General features: G+C 73.8%; 19 protein-coding genes and 1 pseudogene. 16 read left to right on the plus strand and 4 right to left on the minus strand.

The genetic code is table 11. From position 1 onward, the window contains the following. The first annotated feature begins 21 nt into the window (after positions 1-21). From rplQ to ppk2, 5 genes and pseudogenes are all read left to right on the plus strand, one after another. Positions 22-750, plus strand: coding sequence for a 50S ribosomal protein L17, sunset domain variant (gene rplQ / locus ACZ1IK_RS04535; RefSeq protein WP_041103274.1), 729 nt, complete (start codon positions 22-24; stop codon positions 748-750). 114 nt (positions 751-864) lie between these two features. Further along, a complete protein-coding gene (locus ACZ1IK_RS04540) occupies positions 865-1,758 on the plus strand; it encodes a tRNA pseudouridine synthase A (protein WP_044659555.1) in 894 nt (297 codons plus the stop codon). Between the two features lie 277 nt (positions 1,759-2,035). Then, the gene (gene rplM, locus ACZ1IK_RS04545) at positions 2,036-2,479 is read left to right on the plus strand and encodes a 50S ribosomal protein L13 (RefSeq protein ID WP_002857519.1); all 444 of its coding nucleotides are present in this window, start codon (positions 2,036-2,038) and stop codon (positions 2,477-2,479) included. A gap of 41 nt (positions 2,480-2,520) precedes the next feature. Continuing rightward, the gene (gene rpsI, locus ACZ1IK_RS04550) at positions 2,521-3,009 is read left to right on the plus strand and encodes a 30S ribosomal protein S9 (RefSeq protein WP_036317791.1); all 489 of its coding nucleotides are present in this window, start codon (positions 2,521-2,523) and stop codon (positions 3,007-3,009) included. 200 nt (positions 3,010-3,209) lie between these two features. Next, a pseudogene (gene ppk2, locus ACZ1IK_RS04555) lies at positions 3,210-4,200 on the plus strand (polyphosphate kinase 2). Positions 4,201-4,268: 68 nt separating this feature from the next. Here the strand turns inward: ppk2 and ACZ1IK_RS04560 are convergent. Continuing rightward, positions 4,269-5,069 carry a peptidoglycan recognition protein family protein gene (locus ACZ1IK_RS04560; protein WP_041103278.1) on the minus strand — a complete coding sequence of 267 codons (801 nt, stop codon included), beginning with the start codon at positions 5,067-5,069 and terminating at the stop codon, positions 4,269-4,271. Positions 5,070-5,231: 162 nt separating this feature from the next. Between ACZ1IK_RS04560 and glmM the strand changes: the two genes are divergently transcribed. Then, a complete protein-coding gene (glmM, locus tag ACZ1IK_RS04565) occupies positions 5,232-6,587 on the plus strand; it encodes a phosphoglucosamine mutase (protein ID WP_029248315.1) in 1,356 nt (451 codons plus the stop codon). An 8-nt stretch (positions 6,588-6,595) separates the two neighbouring features. Then, positions 6,596-6,823, plus strand: coding sequence for a hypothetical protein (locus tag ACZ1IK_RS04570; protein ID WP_010080407.1), 228 nt, complete (start codon positions 6,596-6,598; stop codon positions 6,821-6,823). Positions 6,824-6,917: 94 nt separating this feature from the next. Here the strand turns inward: ACZ1IK_RS04570 and mscL are convergent, their stop codons facing one another. Genes mscL through coaA form a run of 3 tightly spaced genes read right to left on the minus strand, consistent with a single transcriptional unit; the run spans position 6,918 to position 9,157 of the window. Further along, the gene (gene mscL / locus ACZ1IK_RS04575) at positions 6,918-7,340 is read right to left on the minus strand and encodes a large conductance mechanosensitive channel protein MscL (protein WP_036337978.1); all 423 of its coding nucleotides are present in this window, start codon (positions 7,338-7,340) and stop codon (positions 6,918-6,920) included. A gap of 59 nt (positions 7,341-7,399) precedes the next feature. Further along, on the minus strand, positions 7,400-8,143 hold the full coding sequence (locus ACZ1IK_RS04580; RefSeq protein ID WP_210078948.1) for a M15 family metallopeptidase: 744 nt from the start codon (positions 8,141-8,143) through the stop codon (positions 7,400-7,402). A 3-nt stretch (positions 8,144-8,146) separates the two neighbouring features. Further along, positions 8,147-9,157 carry a type I pantothenate kinase gene (gene coaA, locus ACZ1IK_RS04585; RefSeq protein WP_036315846.1) on the minus strand — a complete coding sequence of 337 codons (1,011 nt, stop codon included), beginning with the start codon at positions 9,155-9,157 and terminating at the stop codon, positions 8,147-8,149. 74 nt (positions 9,158-9,231) lie between these two features. Here coaA and galE point away from each other — a divergent pair, with 74 nt between their 5' ends. From galE to tsaB, 9 genes are all read left to right on the plus strand, one after another. After that, positions 9,232-10,287 carry a UDP-glucose 4-epimerase GalE gene (gene galE, locus ACZ1IK_RS04590; RefSeq protein ID WP_465098359.1) on the plus strand — a complete coding sequence of 352 codons (1,056 nt, stop codon included), beginning with the start codon at positions 9,232-9,234 and terminating at the stop codon, positions 10,285-10,287. Positions 10,288-10,337: 50 nt separating this feature from the next. Continuing rightward, the gene (glmS, locus tag ACZ1IK_RS04595) at positions 10,338-12,209 is read left to right on the plus strand and encodes a glutamine--fructose-6-phosphate transaminase (isomerizing) (RefSeq protein WP_210078946.1); all 1,872 of its coding nucleotides are present in this window, start codon (positions 10,338-10,340) and stop codon (positions 12,207-12,209) included. A 157-nt stretch (positions 12,210-12,366) separates the two neighbouring features. Then, positions 12,367-14,496 carry a glycogen debranching protein GlgX gene (glgX, locus tag ACZ1IK_RS04600; protein ID WP_036315853.1) on the plus strand — a complete coding sequence of 710 codons (2,130 nt, stop codon included), beginning with the start codon at positions 12,367-12,369 and terminating at the stop codon, positions 14,494-14,496. After that, positions 14,493-15,224 (plus strand): hypothetical protein, encoded by a 732-nt coding sequence (locus ACZ1IK_RS04605; RefSeq protein ID WP_041103288.1) that lies wholly within the window; start codon positions 14,493-14,495, stop codon positions 15,222-15,224. The genes glgX and ACZ1IK_RS04605 overlap by 4 nt, the downstream gene beginning before the upstream one ends. Further along, positions 15,221-15,601, plus strand: coding sequence for a holo-ACP synthase (locus ACZ1IK_RS04610; protein WP_170079723.1), 381 nt, complete (start codon positions 15,221-15,223; stop codon positions 15,599-15,601). The genes ACZ1IK_RS04605 and ACZ1IK_RS04610 overlap by 4 nt, the downstream gene beginning before the upstream one ends. Continuing rightward, entirely contained in the window at positions 15,598-17,175 is a 1,578-nt protein-coding gene (locus ACZ1IK_RS04615) for an NAD(P)H-hydrate dehydratase (RefSeq protein WP_098094615.1), read from the plus strand. The genes ACZ1IK_RS04610 and ACZ1IK_RS04615 overlap by 4 nt, the downstream gene beginning before the upstream one ends. Beyond that, complete coding sequence (alr, locus tag ACZ1IK_RS04620; protein WP_465098360.1) at positions 17,172-18,377, plus strand: alanine racemase; 1,206 nt, start codon at positions 17,172-17,174, stop codon at positions 18,375-18,377. Before ACZ1IK_RS04615 ends, alr begins: the two co-directional genes overlap by 4 nt. Next, positions 18,374-19,000: a tRNA (adenosine(37)-N6)-threonylcarbamoyltransferase complex ATPase subunit type 1 TsaE gene (gene tsaE / locus ACZ1IK_RS04625; protein WP_049146659.1), complete on the plus strand. Its 627-nt coding sequence runs from the start codon at positions 18,374-18,376 to the stop codon at positions 18,998-19,000. The genes alr and tsaE overlap by 4 nt, the downstream gene beginning before the upstream one ends. Before the next feature lie 10 nt (positions 19,001-19,010). Further along, entirely contained in the window at positions 19,011-19,682 is a 672-nt protein-coding gene (gene tsaB / locus ACZ1IK_RS04630; RefSeq protein ID WP_134416853.1) for a tRNA (adenosine(37)-N6)-threonylcarbamoyltransferase complex dimerization subunit type 1 TsaB, read from the plus strand. Positions 19,683-19,742 lie beyond the last annotated feature (60 nt).

The following is a 19,742-nucleotide window of genomic DNA, read 5'->3' on the forward strand; positions in this document are numbered from 1 at the left end:
TCCCACCCGAGGAGAAACACCATGCCTACCCCCACCAAGGGTCCGCGTCTGGGCGGCAGCCCGGCCCACGAGCGCATCATGCTGGCGAACATGTCCGCCCAGCTGTTCGAGCACAAGTCGATCACCACGACGCTCACCCGCGCCAAGCGCCTGCGCCCGTACGCCGAGCGCCTGATCACCTTCGCCAAGAAGGGCGATCTGCCGGCCCGCCGCAAGGTGCAGGGTCTCATCGCCGCCAAGAACCGCACCAACAAGGCGGTCGTGCACGAGCTGTTCACCGTGATCGGCCCGGCGATGGCCGAGCGCAACGGCGGCTACACCCGCATCACCAAGATCGGCAACCGCCAGGGCGACAACGCGCCCATGGCCGTGATCGAGCTGATCATGGACCCGATCTCCGGCAAGCAGGCCGTGGTGCGTGAGGCCGAGCAGGCCGCCGCGTCCGCGCCGGCCGCGCCGGCCGAGTCCACCCCGGTGGAGGCCGTCGACCCGGCCGCCACCGAGGAGGTCACCGTGGCCGAGTCGCAGGAGGCCGCCGCCGAGATCGACGGCGCCGTGCCCACCAACGAGGACGGCTCGGCTCCGGCCGAGGCCACCATCAAGGGCAACGCCAGCTCGAAGAAGTACCACGTCCCCGGCTCGCGCTGGTACGACCAGACCACCGCCGAGGTCTGGTTCTCCACCGTCGAGGAGGCCAAGGCCGCGGGCTTCGAGCCCGCCGGTGGCGAGGCCGCCCAGAAGATGGCCTGACGCCATCGCGGGAGTCCGCGTCCGTCCCCGTGACGACGCATCGGCGAAGGGCCGTCCACCACTCGGTGGGCGGCCCTTCGCCGTCCCCGGCCCCGCCCCGCTGAGAGGAGCAGCATGAGCGAGCAGCACCGCCCGGACGCCCCGTCGGCGCCCGGGGAACCCGCGTCCGTGCGAGTCCGCCTGGACCTGGCCTACGACGGCGGCACCTTCCACGGCTGGGCCCGCCAGCCCGGTCTCGACTCGGTCCAGGGTGCGCTGGAGGACGGGCTCGAGCGGATCCTGCGCCGGCCCGTGCGCACGGTGGTCGCCGGCCGCACCGACGCGGGGGTGCACGCGCGCGGCCAGGTCGTCCACCTCGACCTGACCGAGACGGAGTGGGCGGGCCTGACCCGCGGCCGGCCCGGCCTGGAGCCGGCCACCTCCCTCACCCGCCGCCTCGGCGGGGTGCTCTCCGGGTGGGGCGGGGCCGTCGTCGTGCACGGGGCGCGGCGGGCCCCCGCGGGCTTCGACGCGCGGTTCAGCGCGCTGTGGCGCGAGTACGAGTACCGGATCGACGACGCACCCGCCGCGCGTGATCCGCGCACGCGGGGCTTCACCCACTGGCACGGCGCCGCCCTGGACGATCGCCTCATGGCGCTGGAGGCCGACGCCGTCCTCGGACTGCACGACTTCCTGTCCTTCTGCCGGCCCCGCGCGGGCGCCACGACCATCCGCGAGGTGACGCACCTGGAGGTGCGACGCGATGAGGACGGCGTCGTGCGCGTCCGGATCCGGGCCGACGCGTTCTGCCACAACATGGTCCGGGCGATCGTCGGGGCGCTGCTCCAGGTGGGGGAGCGGGCACGCGAGCCCGGCTGGCTCGCTCACCGGGTGGCGAGGCCTGCCCGCGACTCCGAGGTGCGCCTCGCCCCGCCCGGGGGGCTGACGCTGCTCGCCGTCGGCTATCCCGACGAGGCGGAGGAGCTGCACCGGCGCGCCGAGGGCACCCGGGCGAAGCGGACCCTGTGAGCCGGGGTGGCCCGCGGTGGCGGCTTTTGGCTCCGGGGCCCGCGTTCGGTAGGATGGGTGGACGTTGCGCATGCCCGCACCCGGATGCGTCGTGCCGCGAGTGGCTCAGTTGCATGGCCTTCAGCTCGCGCCGCACCCCCGGGGCATCGGGCCCGGACGCCTTCCAGCCCTCACCTGGGGGACCGGCGCGCACGGAGAACTGACAGCGCGAGCGCGCCGGAATCACGACCCGGCGGGCAGGTGCTGTGGACCACCACCGACCCTGAAGGCAGACAACGTGCGTACGTACTCTCCCAAGCCTGGCGACGCCGACCGTCAGTGGCACATCATCGATGCCACCGACGTCGTCCTCGGCCGCCTGGCCTCCCACACCGCCACCCTCCTGCGCGGCAAGCACAAGCCGACGTTCGCCCCCCACATGGACATGGGCGACTACGTCATCATCGTGAACGCCGAGAAGGTCGCCCTCACCGGCGCCAAGCTCGAGAAGAAGCGCGCCTACCGCCACTCGGGCTACCCGGGCGGCCTGAAGTCGCAGTCCTACGCCGAGCTGCTCGAGACCAACCCGGTCCGCGCCGTGGAGAAGGCCGTCAAGGGCATGCTCCCGAAGAACTCGCTGGCCGCCCAGCAGCTCTCCAAGCTGAAGGTGTACAAGGGCGCCGAGCACCCGCACACCGCCCAGCAGCCCCAGACCTTCGAGATCGGCCAGGTCGCCCAGTGACCCCGGCGGGCCACTGACGCAGACCTTCCCTGAGGAGAACCATGAGCATCAACGAGAACGACGACGTGGAGCTGACGAGCTACACCTCTGAGTCCACCGCCGCCGCCGAGGCCCCCGTCGCCTCCGAGCGCCCGGCCCTGACCGTGCCCGGCTCCGCCGTCGGCCGCCGCAAGGAGGCCGTGGCCCGCGTGCGCCTCGTCCCCGGCTCCGGCCAGTGGACCATCAACGGTCGCGCCCTGGAGAACTACTTTCCGAACAAGCTGCACCAGCAGGAGGTCTCCGACCCCTTCACGCTGCTGGAGCTGACCGGCGCCTACGACGTGATCGCCCGCATCCACGGCGGCGGCCCCTCCGGCCAGGCCGGTGCGCTGCGCCTGGGCATCTCCCGCGCCCTCAACGAGATCGACCGCGAGCACAACCGCCCGGCGCTCAAGAAGGCCGGCTTCCTGACCCGCGACGCCCGCGTCATCGAGCGCAAGAAGGCCGGCCTCAAGAAGGCCCGCAAGGCCTCGCAGTTCTCGAAGCGCTGATCCTGCGCCGCACGGTGTCCCCACCGTGCCCCCGCCGACGCCCCGTCCCGCTCCTCACGAGCGGGGCGGGGCGTCCGCCGTCTCCGTGGGCCGGCGGCACCTGACCCAGGGGTAATATGAAGGCGCATGGCGACGACGCCATGACGGGCCGCTCGCCCGTCCGGTGCGCGGTCCGATCGGAGACACCCTCGGGAGCCGCCGTGGCCGAGAACACGAGTCCCACGCCCGACCCCCGCACCCGTGGCGAGCACGGCACGGAGCACGCCGCGCAGGCCCCCTTCGCCGTGACCCGTGACTACGCCGCCGAGGTGGACGAGATCCGGGAGCTGGGCCGCAAGCTCGGCGGGGAGAAGAAGACCCCCCACCCCGGACCCGCAGGCCTGGCGTGAGGGCTACCCGTACAAGACCAAGCTCAGCCGCAAGAGCTACGAACGACGCAAGCGCGAGCTGCAGATCGAGCTGCTGAAGATGCAGCTCTGGGTCAAGGAGACCGGCCAGAAGGTCCTGATCATCTTCGAGGGCCGCGACGCCGCCGACAAGGGCGGCGCCATCAAGCGCTTCAACGAGCACCTCAACCCCCGCGGCGCCCGGACCGTGGCCCTGGAGAAGCCCACGGAGGAGGAGGCCTCGCAGTGGTACTTCCAGCGCTACATCCAGCACCTGCCCTCCGGCGGTGAGATCGTGATGTTCGACCGCTCCTGGTACAACCGGGCCGGCGTCGAGCGCGTCATGGGCTACTGCACGGCGCAGCAGTACCTCGAGTTCATGCGCGAGACCCCTGAGCTGGAGCGCATGCTCGTCAACTCCGGCGTGCACATCATCAAGTTCTGGTTCTCCGTGTCCCAGCGCGAGCAGCTCAACCGCTTCGCCGCGCGGGAGACCGACCCCGTGCGTCGCTGGAAGCTCTCGCCCACCGACCTGGCCTCCCTGGACAAGTGGGACGACTACACGAACGCGAAGGAGGCCATGTTCTTCTACACGCACACGGCCGACGCCCCGTGGACCGTCGTGAAGTCGAACGACAAGAAGCGCGCCCGCCTCGAGGCCATCCGCCATGTGCTGCACACGCTGCCCTACCCGGACAAGGACGAGCGCATCGTCCACCGCCCCGACCCGCAGATCTGCGGCCCGGCCAACGAGCTGGCCGAGTACGGCGAGGTCTCCGGCGGATCGTTCCCGCGCGTGCGCTGACCGGGCCGCGCACGACGGCGCCCCTCACCGTCCGGTGAGGGGCGCCGTCGTGGGGAGCGGGGGCGGGTTCAGCCGCGCTCCTCCTCCACGTACTCCGGGGTGACGTGTGCGTCGTCGAAGAGGTTGTCCGCCCCGAAGCCCTCCGAGACGTGGTACTCGCCCGAGGCCAGGGAGAGGCGGACGTCCTCGCGCAGGATCGGCAGCTTGGCGTAGAACGCGTCGCCGCAGCAGCTGGTGGCGGTGACGTCGCGGTGGCCGATGATGCGGGACGGCGGCAGCTCGTACTGCTGGCAGATGTAGGCGACGAGCGGCACCAGGCCGGCGTAGAGGCTCTGCGGCGGCGGGTTCAGCATGTACAGCCCCTCGCACTCGATGCCGAGCGCATACGCGTTGAACCCGAGCGCGTGGACGCCGAGCATGAACGTCTGTCCGCCCTCGAGCGCGTGCCGGGAACCGTGGCGGCCCTCCATCGCGAAGCCGCCGCGGGAGACGGTGAAGTGCTGCCCGGTGTCGCCCCAGTCGTTCGCGGGGCTCATGTGCGCGTTCTGGACCACCTGCGCGATGCTCTCCGCCGCCTCCCGGGAGCCGTCCGTGACGTTCGGAGTGGTGGTGTGGTGGATCACCAGGTAGGAGGGGCGCTCGTTCAGGGTCTGCAGGTAGTAGTTGGGCTGCATGGCGCCCCACTGCGCGGTGGTGATGATGTCCGGGGCGGGCAGACGGGTGGCCTGCTCGTCGCCCTCCGAGCTCTGCTCGGCCTGCTCATCACGCCCGCAGCCGGCCACGCCGGCGGCGATCGCCAGGCCCGTGCCGCCCAGCACGCTGCGGCGCGTCCAGGAACGGGAGGGCGGGGGCGGGGTCACGTCGGGCATGGATCGAGGTCCTTCGGGTTCGGGGCGGGGCCTCCCGGGCGGATGTGAGCGGACGGGCGCGCGGCCGCGGGGGCTCGACCGGTCCGATGCTACCGCCCCCGGGCCCGTTTCGTGACCCTCCCGTGATGCAGGCCGCAGGGGCGGCCCCTACACTGACTGATCATGTCGAGATTGTTCGGAACCGATGGCGTCCGTGGCCTGGCCAACGAGACCCTCACCGTGGAGTTGTCCGTCCAGCTGGCCCAGGCCGCCTCGCCCGTCCTCGGCGCGGAGGCCTTCGACGCCGGCCGACGCCCGGTCGCCGTCGTGGCCCGGGACCCGCGCATCAGCGGCGAGTTCATCGCGGCCGCCGTGCAGGCGGGTCTGGCGTCCTCGGGCGTGGACGTGTGGGACGCCGGCGTGCTGCCGACTCCCGCCGCCGCCTATCTCGTGGGGGACCTGGACGCCGACTTCGGCGTGATGATCTCCGCCTCCCACAACCCGGCCCCGGACAACGGCATCAAGTTCCTCGCGCGCGGCGGCGAGAAGCTGACCGACGCGCAGGAGGACGAGATCATCCGTCACCTCGAGGGCGTGACGCCGCGGCGGCCCCAGGGCGCGGACGTGGGCCGCGTGCGCGTCTTCGCGGACGCCGAGGACCGCTACGTCCTCCACCTCCTGCAGACCCTCCCGCACCGGCTGGACGGGCTCAAGGTCGTCCTGGACTGCGCACACGGCGCGGCCGCCGGCTGCTCGCCCGAGGCGTTCCGCGCCGCCGGCGCGGAGGTCGTGGTGATCGGCGCGTCCCCGGACGGACTCAACATCAACGACGGCTACGGCTCCACCCACCTCGAGAAGCTCCAGGCGGCCGTGCGCGAGCACGGCGCGGACCTCGGCATCGCGCACGACGGCGACGCCGACCGGTGCCTCGCCGTGGACGAGCGCGGCGAGGTCGTCGACGGCGACCAGATCATGGGCGTCATGGCCGTGGCCCTCAAGGACCGCGGCGTCCTGCGCGACGACACCCTGGTCGTGACCGTCATGTCCAACCTGGGCCTGAAGCTGGCCATGGGCCGGGAGGGCGTCCAGCTCGTCGAGACCCAGGTGGGCGACCGCTACGTCCTGGCCGGCATGAAGCTCGGCGACTACTCGCTCGGCGGCGAGCAGTCCGGCCACGTGATCTTCTCGGACCACGCCACCACCGGCGACGGGGTCCTCACCGGCCTGCAGCTCGCCTCGCGCGTCGCCGAGACCGGCACCCCGCTCTCCGAGCTGGCCGCGGTGATGGACCGGCTGCCCCAGGTCCTCGTGAACGTGCGCGGCGTGGACAAGTCCCGCGCCGCCGAGGACGAGGCCGTCCAGGCGGCGGTGGCCGAGGCGGAGGCCCGCCTCGGCGAGACCGGCCGCGTGCTGCTGCGCCCGTCGGGCACGGAGCCGGTCGTGCGCGTCATGGTCGAGGCCCCGGACGAGGAGACCGCCGGCCGGGAGGCCCAGGTGCTGGCCGACGTCGTGCAGCGCGAGCTGCGCCTGCACGACTGACCGGACCGATGACGTCGGACGCGGCCCCCCGGCCCCGCCGCTGGACCCTGTTCGCGGGGCTGCTCGCGGGGCTGGCGGTCCTGTGGTCGGCCGCGTTCCTCGCCGTGGACGCGCCCGTGTGTGCGCGGCAGAGCGCCCCCGTGGAGTGGTTGCCGTGCCTGGATCCGGACCGGCAGGACTCGGAGGTCGCCCCGGACGCCGGGTCCAGCGCGGACCGGACGACGTCGCGGCCCTGAGGGCACGGCCCCGGTGCCGCCGAGGGCATGAAGGAAGGGCCCGGGGCGACTCGCGTGAGTCGTCCCGGGCCCTTCGGCGTCGGACAGGGGGAGATCAGAGGGTGGTGGTCCCGGAGGTGGGGCCGCCGCGGCGCTCGGCGAGCAGGTCGCGGATCTCGGTGAGCACGGCGACGTCGGCGGGCACCTCCTCCTCGGCGGGGTCGATGCCGAGGCGGCGGTTGCGGGCCTCGACCATCTTGTTCATCGGCATCACGATGGCGAAGTACACGGCCGCGGCGATGAGCAGGAAGTTGACGATCGCGGTGAGCAGCACACCGAACTTCACGTCGTTGCCGTTGACCGTCAGCACGGCGAACGAGTCGAAGTTCGGCGAGCCCACGGCGGCGGCGATGAGCGGCATGAGGACCGCCTCGACGAGCGCGTTCACGATCTTGCCGAAGGCGGCGCCGATGATGACGGCGACGGCCAGGTCGAGGACGTTGCCCTTCATGATGAAGTCTTTGAATCCCTGGAGCATGGGGAGAATCCTACGTGTGGCGAATTCGGCGCGGTACACCGTCGAGCGAGTCGTGCGTCTCAGTCCGCGTAGTCCGGCGCCGGAGGCAGGCCCCACGCGGTCTCGAGGACGCCGCCGGCCGCCTCGACCCGGGCCGCCTCCGCGGACCCGACGTAGCGCAGGTGCCACGGCTCGTGGGCGAAGCCCGTCACGTCCTCGGCCCCGGCGGGATAGCGGATGACGAACCCGTACTCGGCGGCGTGCGCGGCCACCCAGCGGCCCGCGGCGGTGTCGCCGAAGCACGCTTCCAGGTCACACGCGGGGGTCGCGGCGTCGCCCACGTCCCAGGCCAGGCCGGTCTGGTGCTCGGAGTACCCCGGACGCGCCGAGACGCGGTCGGCCTCGGCGCGGCCCAGCTCGTCGACCCAGTGGCCGTACGTCCGGACCTGGTAGTCGTACGAGCGGTAGGCGCTCAGGGTGGTGAGGCGGTGGCCCGCCGCCGCGGCGGCATCCAGCAGGTCACCGGCCGCCGTCGCGGCCTCCGCGCGCAGGGACAGCTCGCTGCCGGGCACGGCCACCAGATCCGAGGGCGCCCAGTCGGGCGGGGCCACGGGGCGGGTCTTGTTCACGACGACGTCGAGGGCGGCCGGGTCGGCGTGCGTGCCCGACGACGGCGTCGTGCTCGAGGCGGCGCGGGACGACGCGGCCGCGCTCGAGGAGCCGGAAGCCGGCGTCGCCGAGGACGGGCCCGCGGCGGGCGTGCCGCAGCCGGCCGCGAGCAGCGCGAGCGCGGCCAGCGCGGCGAAGGGGAGGGTGCGACGCATGGATCAGACCTTCCTCAGCAGCACGCGGGTCACCTCGTGGTGCGCGTTCTTCGTGAGCACCAGCCGGGCGCGCCCGCGGGTCGGGCGCACGTTCTGCTCGAGGTTCGGGCCGTTGATGGAGTCCCAGATGGACTCGGCCGTCGCCTGAGCCTCGGCGTCCGACAGGGAGGAGTACCGGTGGAAGTAGCTGCGCGGGTCGGCGAAGGCCCCCGAGCGCAGACCCATGAACCGGTCGATGTACCAGGACCGGATCCAGGACGCGCGCGCGTCCACGTACACCGAGAAGTCGAAGAAGTCGGAGACGGAGAGCCCGGCGGTGCCGTCGGCCCGGGTGCGCGGCGGGGCCAGCACGTTGAGTCCCTCCACGATCAGCACGTCGGGACGGTGCACCACCTGTTCCTCGCCCGGCACGATGTCGTAGGTGATGTGCGAGTACACGGGCGCGCGCACCTCCTGCGCCCCGGACTTGACGTCCGCCATGAAGCGCAGCAGCGCGCGGCGGTCGTAGGACTCGGGGAAGCCCTTGCGGGACATGATGCCGCGCTCGTGCAGCACCGCGTTGGGGTGCAGGAAGCCGTCCGTGGTGACCAGCTCGACGCGCGGTGTGGTCGGCCAGCGGCGCAGCATCTCCTGGAGCACGCGCGCCGTCGTCGACTTGCCGACGGCGACCGACCCGGCCACCCCGATCACGTACGGGGTGCGCCCCGTCCGCTCGCCGAGGAACGCGTTGGTCGCGCTGCGCAGGGCCGCGGAGGCCTCCACGTTGATGCTCAGCAGGCGCGAGAGCGGAAGGTAGACCTCGGCAACCTCGCGCAGGGACAGATGCTCGCCGAGGCCGCGCAGACGCTCCACGTCCGCCTGGTCGAAGGGCTGCGCCATCTCCGAGGCGAGACGGGCCCAGGTCTGGCGGTCCAGCTCCACGAAGGGGGAGCGCTGGTGGCCGTCGGGCACGGCGTCCGCGGGCTCCTCGGGGCCCACGAGGGGCAGCTCGGAGGTCGGGGGGGTGTAGGTCACCCGATCCATTATGGCCGCGGCCCGCCCGGAGCGGGCCCCCGCGTGACGTCACAGGGCCCGGATAGGATCGGCCCATGCGCGTTCTCGTGACCGGCGGTGCCGGATACCTCGGATCCCACACCGTGCTCACGCTGCTCGAGGCGGGCCACGACGTCCTCGTCCTGGACAGCCTGGTCACGGCGACGACGACGTCGCTCGAGCGCGTCGCCGAGCTCGCCGAAACGCGTCTGGGCGGGTCGCGGCTGCGCCTGCACGTGGCCGACATCCGCCGCCCCGAGGACTACCGCGGGGCGCTCGCGGACTTCGGCCCGGCCGCACTCGTGCACTTCGCCGGGCTGAAGTCGCCCACCGAGTCGATGACCCGCCCCGCCGCCTACTACGACGTGAACGTGGGCGGCACGGCCGCCGTCGCCGAGGCCGCGCTCGCGGCCGGCGCCCGCACGGTCCTGTTCTCCTCCTCCGCGACCGTGTACGGCGACCGCGCGCCGGTGCCGGTCGCCGAGGACGCCGCCACGGACCCGGTCTCGCCCTACGGGCACTCCAAGCTCATGGCGGAGCAGGTGCTGCGCGACGTCTGCGCCACGGTCGACGGCGGCGGACTGGCGATGCTGCGCTACTTCAACCCGGTCGGCGCGCATCCTTCCGGGCGGCTGGGGGAGGACCCGAGCGGGGTGCCGGCCAACCTCATGCCCTTCGTGGCGCGGGTGGCCTCCGGCGCGTACCCCGAGCTGCGGGTGTTCGGCGCGGACTTCGACACGCGCGACGGCAGCGCCGTGCGCGACTTCATCCACGTGATGGACCTCGCGGAGGCGCACGTGGCCGGGCTCGAATGGTTCGCGGCCCGGGTGGCGACCGGGGGCGGTACGACGACCCGGGTCTGGAACATCGGCCGGGGTGAGGGCGTCACCGTGTTCGAGATGGTGCGCGCCTTCGAGGCGGTCACGGGCGGCCGCATCCCCTACCGCGTGGTCGAGCGCCGGCCCGGGGACATCGCCGAGTCGTGCGCCGCCGTGGACGCGATCGGCGCCGAGGTGGGCTGGCACGCCCGACGCGATGTGACCGCGATGGTGCGGGACCTCTGGGCCTGGCAGGAGGCCAACCCCGCGGGGTTCTCGTCCCGGACGGAGTGACCCGGCCCGCCGTGCGCCGAAGTCGGGTCCGGCCCGGTATTCTCGTGCGCATGTGCGGAATCGTCGGATACATCGGCCAGCCCCAGTCGGATCGTGAGCACGGCGCTCTCGACGTCCTGATGGAGGGCCTGCGTCGTCTTGAATACCGCGGATACGACTCCGCCGGTGTGGCCGTGGTGGACGGCGGTCAGCTGTACCACCGGAAGAAGGCGGGCAAGCTCGCCAACCTCGCCGAGGAGCTCGCCGAGCACCCCACCCCCACCGGCCTCGTCGGCATCGGCCACACCCGGTGGGCCACCCACGGCGGCCCCACCGACCGCAACGCCCACCCGCAGGTGGCGGACGAGGGCCGGCTGGCGCTCATCCACAACGGCATCATCGAGAACTACGCCGAGCTGCGCGAGGAGCTGCTCGCCAAGGGCGTCGAGTTCCTCTCCGAGACGGACACCGAGGTGGCCGCCCACCTGCTCGCCGACGTCTATCGGAACGCGGCCGGCCAGGACCTGACCCGCGCCATGCAGCTGGCCTCCCAGCGCCTCGAGGGTGCCTTCACCCTGCTGGCCGTGCACGTGGACCACCCCGACCGCGTGGTGGCCTCGCGCCGCAACTCGCCGCTCGTCGTCGGCCTGGGCGAGGGGGAGAACTTCCTCGGCTCGGACGTCTCCGGCTTCATCGACTTCACCCGCGAGGCCATCGAGCTCGAGCAGGACCAGGTCGTGACCATCACGGCCGACGCCGTCGAGATCTCGGACTTCCGGGGCGGCCCCGCCGAGGGCAAGCGCTTCACCGTGGACTGGGACGCCTCGGCCGCGGAGAAGGGCGGCTTCGAGACCTTCATGGAGAAGGAGATCCACGACCAGCCCCAGGCCGTGCAGGACACCCTGCTGGGCCGCACGGACGCCACCGGCACCCTGACGCTGGACGAGCTGCGGATCGACCCCGAGGAGCTCAAGGCGGTCGACAAGATCATCGTCCTGGCGTGCGGCACGTCCGCCTACGCGGGCACGGTGGCCAAGTACGCCATCGAGCACTGGTGCCGGATCCCCGTGGAGGTGGAACTCTCCCACGAGTTCCGCTACCGCGACCCGATCATCGACCCGCACACCCTCGTGGTGTCCATCTCCCAGTCCGGCGAGACCATGGACACCCTCATGGCGGTCCGCTACGCCAAGGAGCAGGGCGCCCGCACCGTGTCCATCTGCAACACCAACGGCTCCACGATCCCGCGCGAGTCGGACGCCGTGCTCTACACGCACGCCGGCCCCGAGATCGCCGTCGCCTCCACCAAGGCGTTCCTGGCGCAGATCACCGCCGCCTACCTGCTGGGCCTGTACCTGGCCCAGCTGAACAAGAAGCTGTTCAGCGGCCAGATCAAGGACATCCTGGCGGACCTCGGGGCGATCCCCGGCAAGATCGAGGAGATCCTCGCCGCCAAGGACCAGGTCAAGGAGCTCGCCCGCTCGATGGCCGACGCCACCTCCGTCCTGTTCCTCGGCCGCAACGTCGGCTACCCGGTGGCCATGGAGGGCGCGCTCAAGCTCAAGGAGCTCGCCTACATCCACGCCGAGGGCTTCGCCGCGGGCGAGCTCAAGCACGGCCCGATCGCCCTGATCGACGACGGCCAGCCGGTCTTCGTGGTCATGCCCTCGCCCCTGGACCGTCACTCGCTGCACGCCAAGGTGGTCTCGAACATCCAGGAGGTCCGCGCCCGCGGCGCCCGCACCTTCGCCGTCGCCGAGCGCGGCGACGCGGCCGTGCGCGGCCAGGCCGAGGTCGTCTTCGAGGTCCCCGAGACCCAGCCGATGCTCATGCCGCTGCTGACCACGGTCCCGCTGCAGATCTTCGCCCTCGAGCTCGCCACGGCGAAGGGCTACGACGTGGACCAGCCGCGCAACCTCGCCAAGTCCGTCACGGTGGAGTGATCCGCCGCTGAGGCCACCGAGACCTCTCCTGCCGGGCCCGGCCGCCACACAGCGGCCGGGCCCGCGACGCGTCCGGGACGGTGTCCTCCCGCCCCAGTAGACTCCCCGAGGAGGCCCGCCGCACCCGGCGGGCCGCACGACGAGACCCCGGAGAGTCATGCACACAGTGGAGATCGGCCAGCCGTACCCCCTCGGGGCCACCGTGGACGAGACCGGCACCAACTTCGCCCTCGCGGTCTCCCGCGAGGTGGAGGCGGTCGAGCTGTGCCTCGTCGCCGACGACGGCACGGAGACGCGCATCCCTCTCGAGGAGCGGCACGGCACCACATGGCACGCCCACGTGGCGGGCATCGGCCACGGGCAGCGCTACGGCTACCGCGTGCACGGCCCCTGGGACCCCGCCCGCGGCCTGTGGCACAACCCGGCCAAGATCCTCGTGGACCCGTACGCGCGGGCGTTCACCGGCGACTACGAGTGGGGCCAGCAGCACCACTCGTACGACTTCGACGAGCCGGACCGCATCGACACCTCGGACAACCTGGGCACGAGCATGCTCGGCGTCGTCGTCGCCGAAGACTTCGACTGGGGCGATGACGCCCCACCCGCCGTCGAGCTCACGGACACGGTGATCTACGAGACCCACGTCAAGGGCATGACCAAGCTGCACCCCGCCGTCCCCGAGGAGCTGCGCGGCACCTACGCGGGCATGGCCCACCCGGAGGTGGTCCGCCACCTGACCGAGCTCGGGGTGACCGCCGTCGAGCTGATGCCCGTGCACCAGTTCGTCAACGACGCCACCCTGCAGGAGAAGGGGCTGAGCAACTACTGGGGCTACAACACGCTCGGCTTCTTCGCCCCGCACGCCGCCTACGCCTCCTCCTCGGAGGTGGGCGGCCAGGTCCGCGAGTTCAAGCAGATGGTGAAGGACCTGCACGCCGCTGGTCTCGAGGTGATCCTCGACGTGGTCTACAACCACACGGCCGAGGGCAACGACAAGGGCCCCATGCTCAGCCTGCGCGGGCTGGACAACGCCGGCTACTACCACCTCGTCGAGGGTGACGAGCGGCACTACATGGACTACACGGGCACCGGGAACTCGGTGGACCTCTCCAGCCCCAAGGCCCTCCAGCTGGTCATGGACTCCCTGCGCTACTGGGTCACCGAGATGCACGTGGACGGCTTCCGGTTCGACCTGGCCACCACCCTCACCCGGGTGGAGGGGGAGCAGGGCCCGGACATGTTCTCCGGGTTCTTCGACGTGGTCCGCCAGGACCCGGTGCTGCGCACCGTCAAGCTCATCGCCGAGCCGTGGGACGTGGGCTGGGGCGGCTACCAGGTGGGCAACTTCCCCGGCCTCTGGTCCGAGTGGAACGGCATGTACCGGGACGCGGTACGCGACTTCTGGCGCGGCGAGCCCGGCACCCTCGGCGAGTTCGCCACCCGCCTGACCGGCTCGGCCGACCTGTATGAGGGGGACGGGCGCGGCCCCGGTGCGTCCGTGAACTTCGTCACGGCCCACGACGGCTTCACGCTGCGCGACCTCGTCTCCTACAACGAGAAGCACAACGAGGCCAACGGCGAGGACAACAACGACGGCGAGGCGCACAACCGCTCGTGGAACTGCGGCGTGGAGGGGGAGACCGACGACCCCGAGGTCGTGACGCTCCGCGCCCGCCAGCGCCGCAACTTCCTGGCCACCCTGCTGATCAGCCAGGGCGTGCCCATGATCAGCCACGGCGACGAGCTGGGCCGCACCCAGGGCGGCAACAACAACGTCTACTGCCAGGACAACGAGATCTCGTGGATCGACTGGTCCGCCATGGACGACTCGCTCGTGGCGTTCACCCGCGACCTGATCGCGCTGCGCCGTGACCACGCGGTGTTCCGCCGTCGCCACCACTTCGACGGTCGCCCCGCGGCCCGCGACGTCGAGGCGCCCCTGCCGGACATCGTGTGGCTCGAGCCGGACGCGACCGCCAAGACGGAGGACGACTGGGGCGCCGAGGCCCGGTCGATCGGCTTCTACCTCAACGGGCACATGCTCACCCGCGGGGACGAGGAAGGGGAGGAGCCCTACCGGGACTTCTACGTCCTCATGAACGCGTGGTGGGAGCCCGTGCCGTACACCCTGCCCGGGCCCACGTTCCCGGCGGAGTGGGAGGTCGTCGTGGACACCTCGTCCCACGTCGCCCCGGACGGCACCCGCCCCCGCGTGCGTGCCGGGGACGTGCTTGAGCTCCCGGCCCGCTCCACCGTCGTGCTGCGGCAGGTGCCCGAGGGCGCATGAACGAGCGGGTCGACCGGGGGCGCGTCCGCCGTGGCCTGCCGCGGTGGGCGCGGGCCCTCTGCGCCACCGTGGCCACCCTGGCGGCGCTGGCACTGGCCTTCGGCGCGGGGTGGGCCACGCACGCCGTGACGGACCCGCACCCGGACGACGCACCGCGTGTGGACGCCCTCCTCGTCCTCTACAGCCAGCCCCGCGTCTACGACGCCGCGATCGAGCTCGCCGCGTCCGGCCTCACCGACCGGCTCTTCGTCTCCGCGTACCTGGGGCCGGACGGGCACGAGAAGCTGTGCGGCGGCCCGGAGGAGCGCGACCCGCGGCTGGCCGGCGTCACCGTCGAGTGCTTCGCGCCCGATCCGGTGACCACCCAGGGCGAGGTCATCCACGCGGGCGAACGCATGCGCGAGCTCGGCCTGCACCACCTGGGCGTGCTCACCTTCCACCAGCACGTGGAGCGCGCGCGGCTGCTGGCGGAGCGGTGCTTCACCCCCGAGGAGGGCCGTGTGTCCCTGTACGCGTTCGACGCCGGCTTCGACCGGCTCGGCCGCCTGCAGCACGGCGTCTACGGCGTGCTGGCCTACGGGAAGGCGATGCTCACGCCGGGCTGCGACCAGCAGCTGCCCGGCGTGCTGCAGTGGCCGCTCGACCTGGCCAAGCGACTGCGCGGGCAGCCCGTCGGGGACGAGGCCGGCGCCGTCGTCGTGGGCGCCCGGCGGGCGGGGGCGGCGTGATCGTCGGCGTGGGGGTGGACGTGGTGGACGTCCCGCGGTTCCGGGCGCAGCTCGAGCGCACCCCGGCGCTGCGCGCACGCCTGTTCACCGAGTATGAGCGGGACCTGCCGCTGCGCTCGCTGGCCGCGCGCTTCGCCGCCAAGGAGGCGATCGCCAAGGCCATGGGCGCCCCGCCCGGGATGATGTGGCACCACTGCTGGATCCCGCGCCCGGACCACGGCGACGGCCGCCCCACCGTGCACCTGACCGGCACCGTGCAGGCCCAGGCCGAGGCCCTGGGCATCACCCACTGGCACCTCTCCCTCAGCCATGACGGGGACGTCGCCACCGCCTACGTGGTCGCCGAACGCCGCGCGGCCGAGGAGGAGTCCGCATGACCGCCGATGACCTGACCCGCATCGCCGTGACCGGCTCGGCCGTGCGCACGGCCGAGGAGCCCCTGCTCGCGGCCGGGCGCGGCCCGGAGCTGATGCGCGCCGCCGCCTGGGCCCTGGCCGAGCACGCCGCCGCCCTGCTGCGTGAGCGCGGCCCGGTGGCCGGGGCGACCGTGGCCGCCCTCGTCGGGCCCGGCAACAACGGCGGGGACGCGCTGTTCGCCCTCGCCTTCCTGCGCGGCCGGGGCGTGGCCGCGGTCGCCGTGCCCGTCCGCCGGGACGACGACGGCGCCCCGCGCTGGCACGCCGAGGGCTGGGCTGCGCTGCGAGCGGCCGGGGGACGCCGCGCCGACGCGGTGCCGCCCGAGGCCGCGCTCGTGGTGGACGGCGTGCTCGGCACGGGCTTCACCGGCGAGTATGAGCTGCCCGCTGCGGCGCGCGCGCTGCCGGCGGAGGCGCTCGTGCTGGCGTGCGACGTGCCCTCCGGCGTGGACGCGGACACCGGCGAGGTGCGGGGGGAGGCCCTCCGCGCGGACACGACCGTGACGTTCGGCGCCCTCAAGTCCGGTCTCGTCCTCGGGGAGGGGGCGGCGCGCGCGGGCACCGTGCACGTGGTGGACATCGGGCTGGGACCGCACCTGCCGACGTCGCCGGCCGCGCGGCTGGGCGTGATGGACGAGGCCGCCGCACGGACCGCCCACCCGGCCCCCGCGGCCGAGGCCCACAAGTACACGCGCGGCGTGGTGGCCGTCGTCGCCGGATCGGAGCGCTACCCGGGGGCCGCCGTGCTCGCGAGCGCGGGCGCGCTGCACACGGGCGCGGGCATGGTGCACCATGCCGGCCCGCAGACCACCCGGGACCTGGTGCTCGCCGCCCACCCCGAGGCGCTGGTCTCGGCGGAGGGGCCCGAGCCGTCGCGCGCGGACGCCTGGGTGGCCGGCCCCGGCCTGGACACCGAGCACGACGCGCGGCGGCGCTGGGCCGGCGTCCTCGCCGCGCTCGAGGAGCGGCCGGAGGCGGCCCTGGTCGCCGACGCTTCCGCCCTGGACCTGGTCACCGCCGCCGAGCTGCGGTCGCTGCGCGCGGCCGGCACGCCCGTGGTCCTGACGCCGCACGCCGGGGAGTGGTCCCGCCTGCGCGAGCGCGTCCCCGCGGACGGTGCCGACGCCGCCGACCCGCTCGCCGCGCTGCGGGCGTGGACGTCCGAACACGGCGCCACGGTCCTGTTCAAGGGCCCGCGCACCCTCGTGGTCGCCCCGGACGGCGAGGCGTGGGTCGTGACCGGCGGCGGGCCCGACCTCGCGATGGGCGGCACCGGCGACGTGCTCTCCGGGGCGATCGGCGCCGTCCTGGCCGCGGACGTGGCGCGGCGCTCGCGGGCGCGCCGGGCCGGGGAGGATCCGGGCCCGGCGCCCACGGCCCGGCTCGCGGCCGCCGCCGCCTGGCTGCATGCCCGGGCCGGGGCCGACCAGGCCCGCGCCGGGCGGATCACCACGGCCACGCTGCCGGCCGCGCTGGGCGCGCGCGTCGCGCGCCTGTGGTGGCCGGACGACGCCGAGCCGGAGGCCGTCCGATGAGCCGCGCCGACGTGGCCCCGGCGGACACCGAGCGCGCCGTACGCATCGACCTGGCGGCCGTCCGGCACAACGTGGGCGTGCTGCAGGAGCGGATCCGCCGCCCCGACGGCAGCCGGCCGCTGCTGACCGCCGTCGTCAAGGCCGACGCCTACGGCCACGGCGCGGTGGCCGTCGCCCGCGCCGCCGCGGCCGCCGGCGCGGACCGGCTCGGCGTGGCCCACGTGCGCGAGGCCCTGGCCCTGCGCGCGGCGGGGGTGCGCCTGCCCGTGCTCGCGTGGCTGCACACCGGGGCCACGGACTTCGCCGCCGCGGTGGAGGCGGAGGTGACCCTCGGCGTCTCGGGCTGGGACCTCGACGCCGTCGCCGACGCCGTCCGCGGGCTGCGGGCCCGCGGCGGGGCCGGACCCGAGGCCCGCGCGGTCCTGCACCTGAAGGCGGACACCGGCCTGGGCCGCCACGGCTGCACGCCCGAGCGGTGGCCCGCCTTCGTCGCGCGTGCCGCCGAGCTCGAGGCCGCGGGCCTCGTGCGGGTGGAGGGCGTGTTCTCCCACCTCGGCGTGGCGGACGAGCCGGACCGGGCCGCCGAGACCACGGCGCAGCTGCTGCGGTTCGAACGGATGGCCGCCGAGGCCGCCGAGACGCTCGGCCACCCACTGCTGCGGCACCTGGCCAACACGCCGGCCACCCTCGCCCGGCCGGACACGCACCTGGACATGGTGCGCGTCGGCCTGGGCCTGTACGGGCTCTCCCCGTTCGCGGACGTCACCGCCGCCGAGCTCGGGCTGCGCCCGGCCATGTCCCTCGTCACCGTCCTGGCCAACGTCAAGGCCGTCCCCGCCGGGCAGGGCGTGTCCTACGGGTTCCGCCACGTCACGGCGGAGCCCACCACGCTCGGGCTCGTGCCCGTCGGCTACGCCGACGGCGTCCCGCGCGTCGTCGAGGGCACGCGCGTCCACGTCGGCGGCCGGAACGTCCCCGTGGTGGGCCGCGTCGCGATGGACCAGTTCGTGGTGGACCTCGGCCCGGACGCCGCGGACGCGCCCGGCGACGCCGTCGAGCTGTTCGGACCGGCCTCTGGCATTCCGGTGGAGGAGTGGGCCGCGGCCGCCGGGACGATCAACTACGAGCTGGTGACCCGCATCGGAGGCCGCGTGGACCGGCAGCACGTGGACCCCACGCCGACCCAGGAGGCCCGCCCATGAGCGACCACGAGATCCCCGCCCCCGGCCCGACCCTGCCGGAGCCCGTGCTGACGGCGACGGTCCCGCTCGAGGGCGCCGACGGCACCCGGGCGTTCGGCCGCGCCCTCGCCGGGGTGCTCCGCACCGGCGACGTGCTGATCCTCACGGGCGACCTCGGCGCGGGCAAGACGACCTTCACCCAGGGGCTGGCCAGCGGATTCGGCGTGGCCTCCGGTGTGGTCTCGCCGACGTTCGTCCTCTCCCGCGTCCACCCCGCCCCGGCCGACGCCCCGGCGGGCACCCCGGACCTCGTGCACGTGGACGCGTACCGGCTGCGCTCGGCGGGGGAGCTCACGGACCTCGACCTGGACGCGAGCGTGGACCGCTCCGTGACCGTCGTCGAGTGGGGCCGGGGCATGGCCGAGTCCCTCGCCGGGTTCCCCGAGGACCCGGACGCCTCGTGGCTGGACATCGAGATCGTCCGGGCCCGCGGGGGTGAGGACGCCCCCGCGGCCTCGGCGGGGGAGGGCGAGGACGGCATCGTCACCGACTTCTCCGACGAGGACGGGGGCCAGGCCGAGGAGCTGCGTACTGCCGTCGTGACCGGCCGCGGCCCGCGCTGGGCCGGCGTCGTGCTTCCGTAGACTGGCGGCCATGGCCCTGCTCCTCGCGATCGACTCCTCCGCCGCCGCCTCCGTCGCCGTCCTGCGGGACGGTGAGGAGCTCGCGCGCTGGGCCACGGACGACACCCACGCCCACGCCGAGGTGCTCGCCCCCGCGGTGCAGACCGTGCTCGGCGAGGCCGGCGTCACCGGCACCGCGCTGGACGCGCTCGCGGTCGGCGTCGGCCCCGGACCCTTCACGGGGCTGCGCGCGGGCCTGGCGACGGCGGCCGCCCTCGGCCTGGCCTGGGACGTGCCCGTGCACGGGGTCCGCAGCCTCGACGCGCTCGCCCACGCGGCCGGCGTCGACGCCTTCCGCCACGGGATCGAGGAGTTCGTGGTCGCCACGGACGCCCGCCGCCGCGAGGTCTACTGGGCCCACTACGCGCAGGTCGGCGGGCAGTCGACCCTGCTGCACGGCCCCTTCGTCTCGCCGGCGGACGAGGTCACCCCGCTGCCCGTCTACGGCGCGGGGGCCGGGCTCTACCCCGAGGCGCTGCGCGCGGTGCCGGGCTGGGAGACGGCCACGCCGTCCGCCGTCGGGGTGGGGCAGGTGGCTGAGCTCGCCCTGCGGCGCGGCCGCGGTCTCGTGCCGGCCGAGCCGCTCTACCTGCGCGAGTCCGACGCCAAGGTCCCCGGCCCCCGCAAGCGGGCGGGCGCGTGAGCCCGGCCGAGCCGGCCCCGACCAGTGACGGGCGCCCCGTCGAGGATGAGCACGGGCTGC

It is taken from the genome of Micrococcus sp. CS26, from assembly GCF_055522295.1.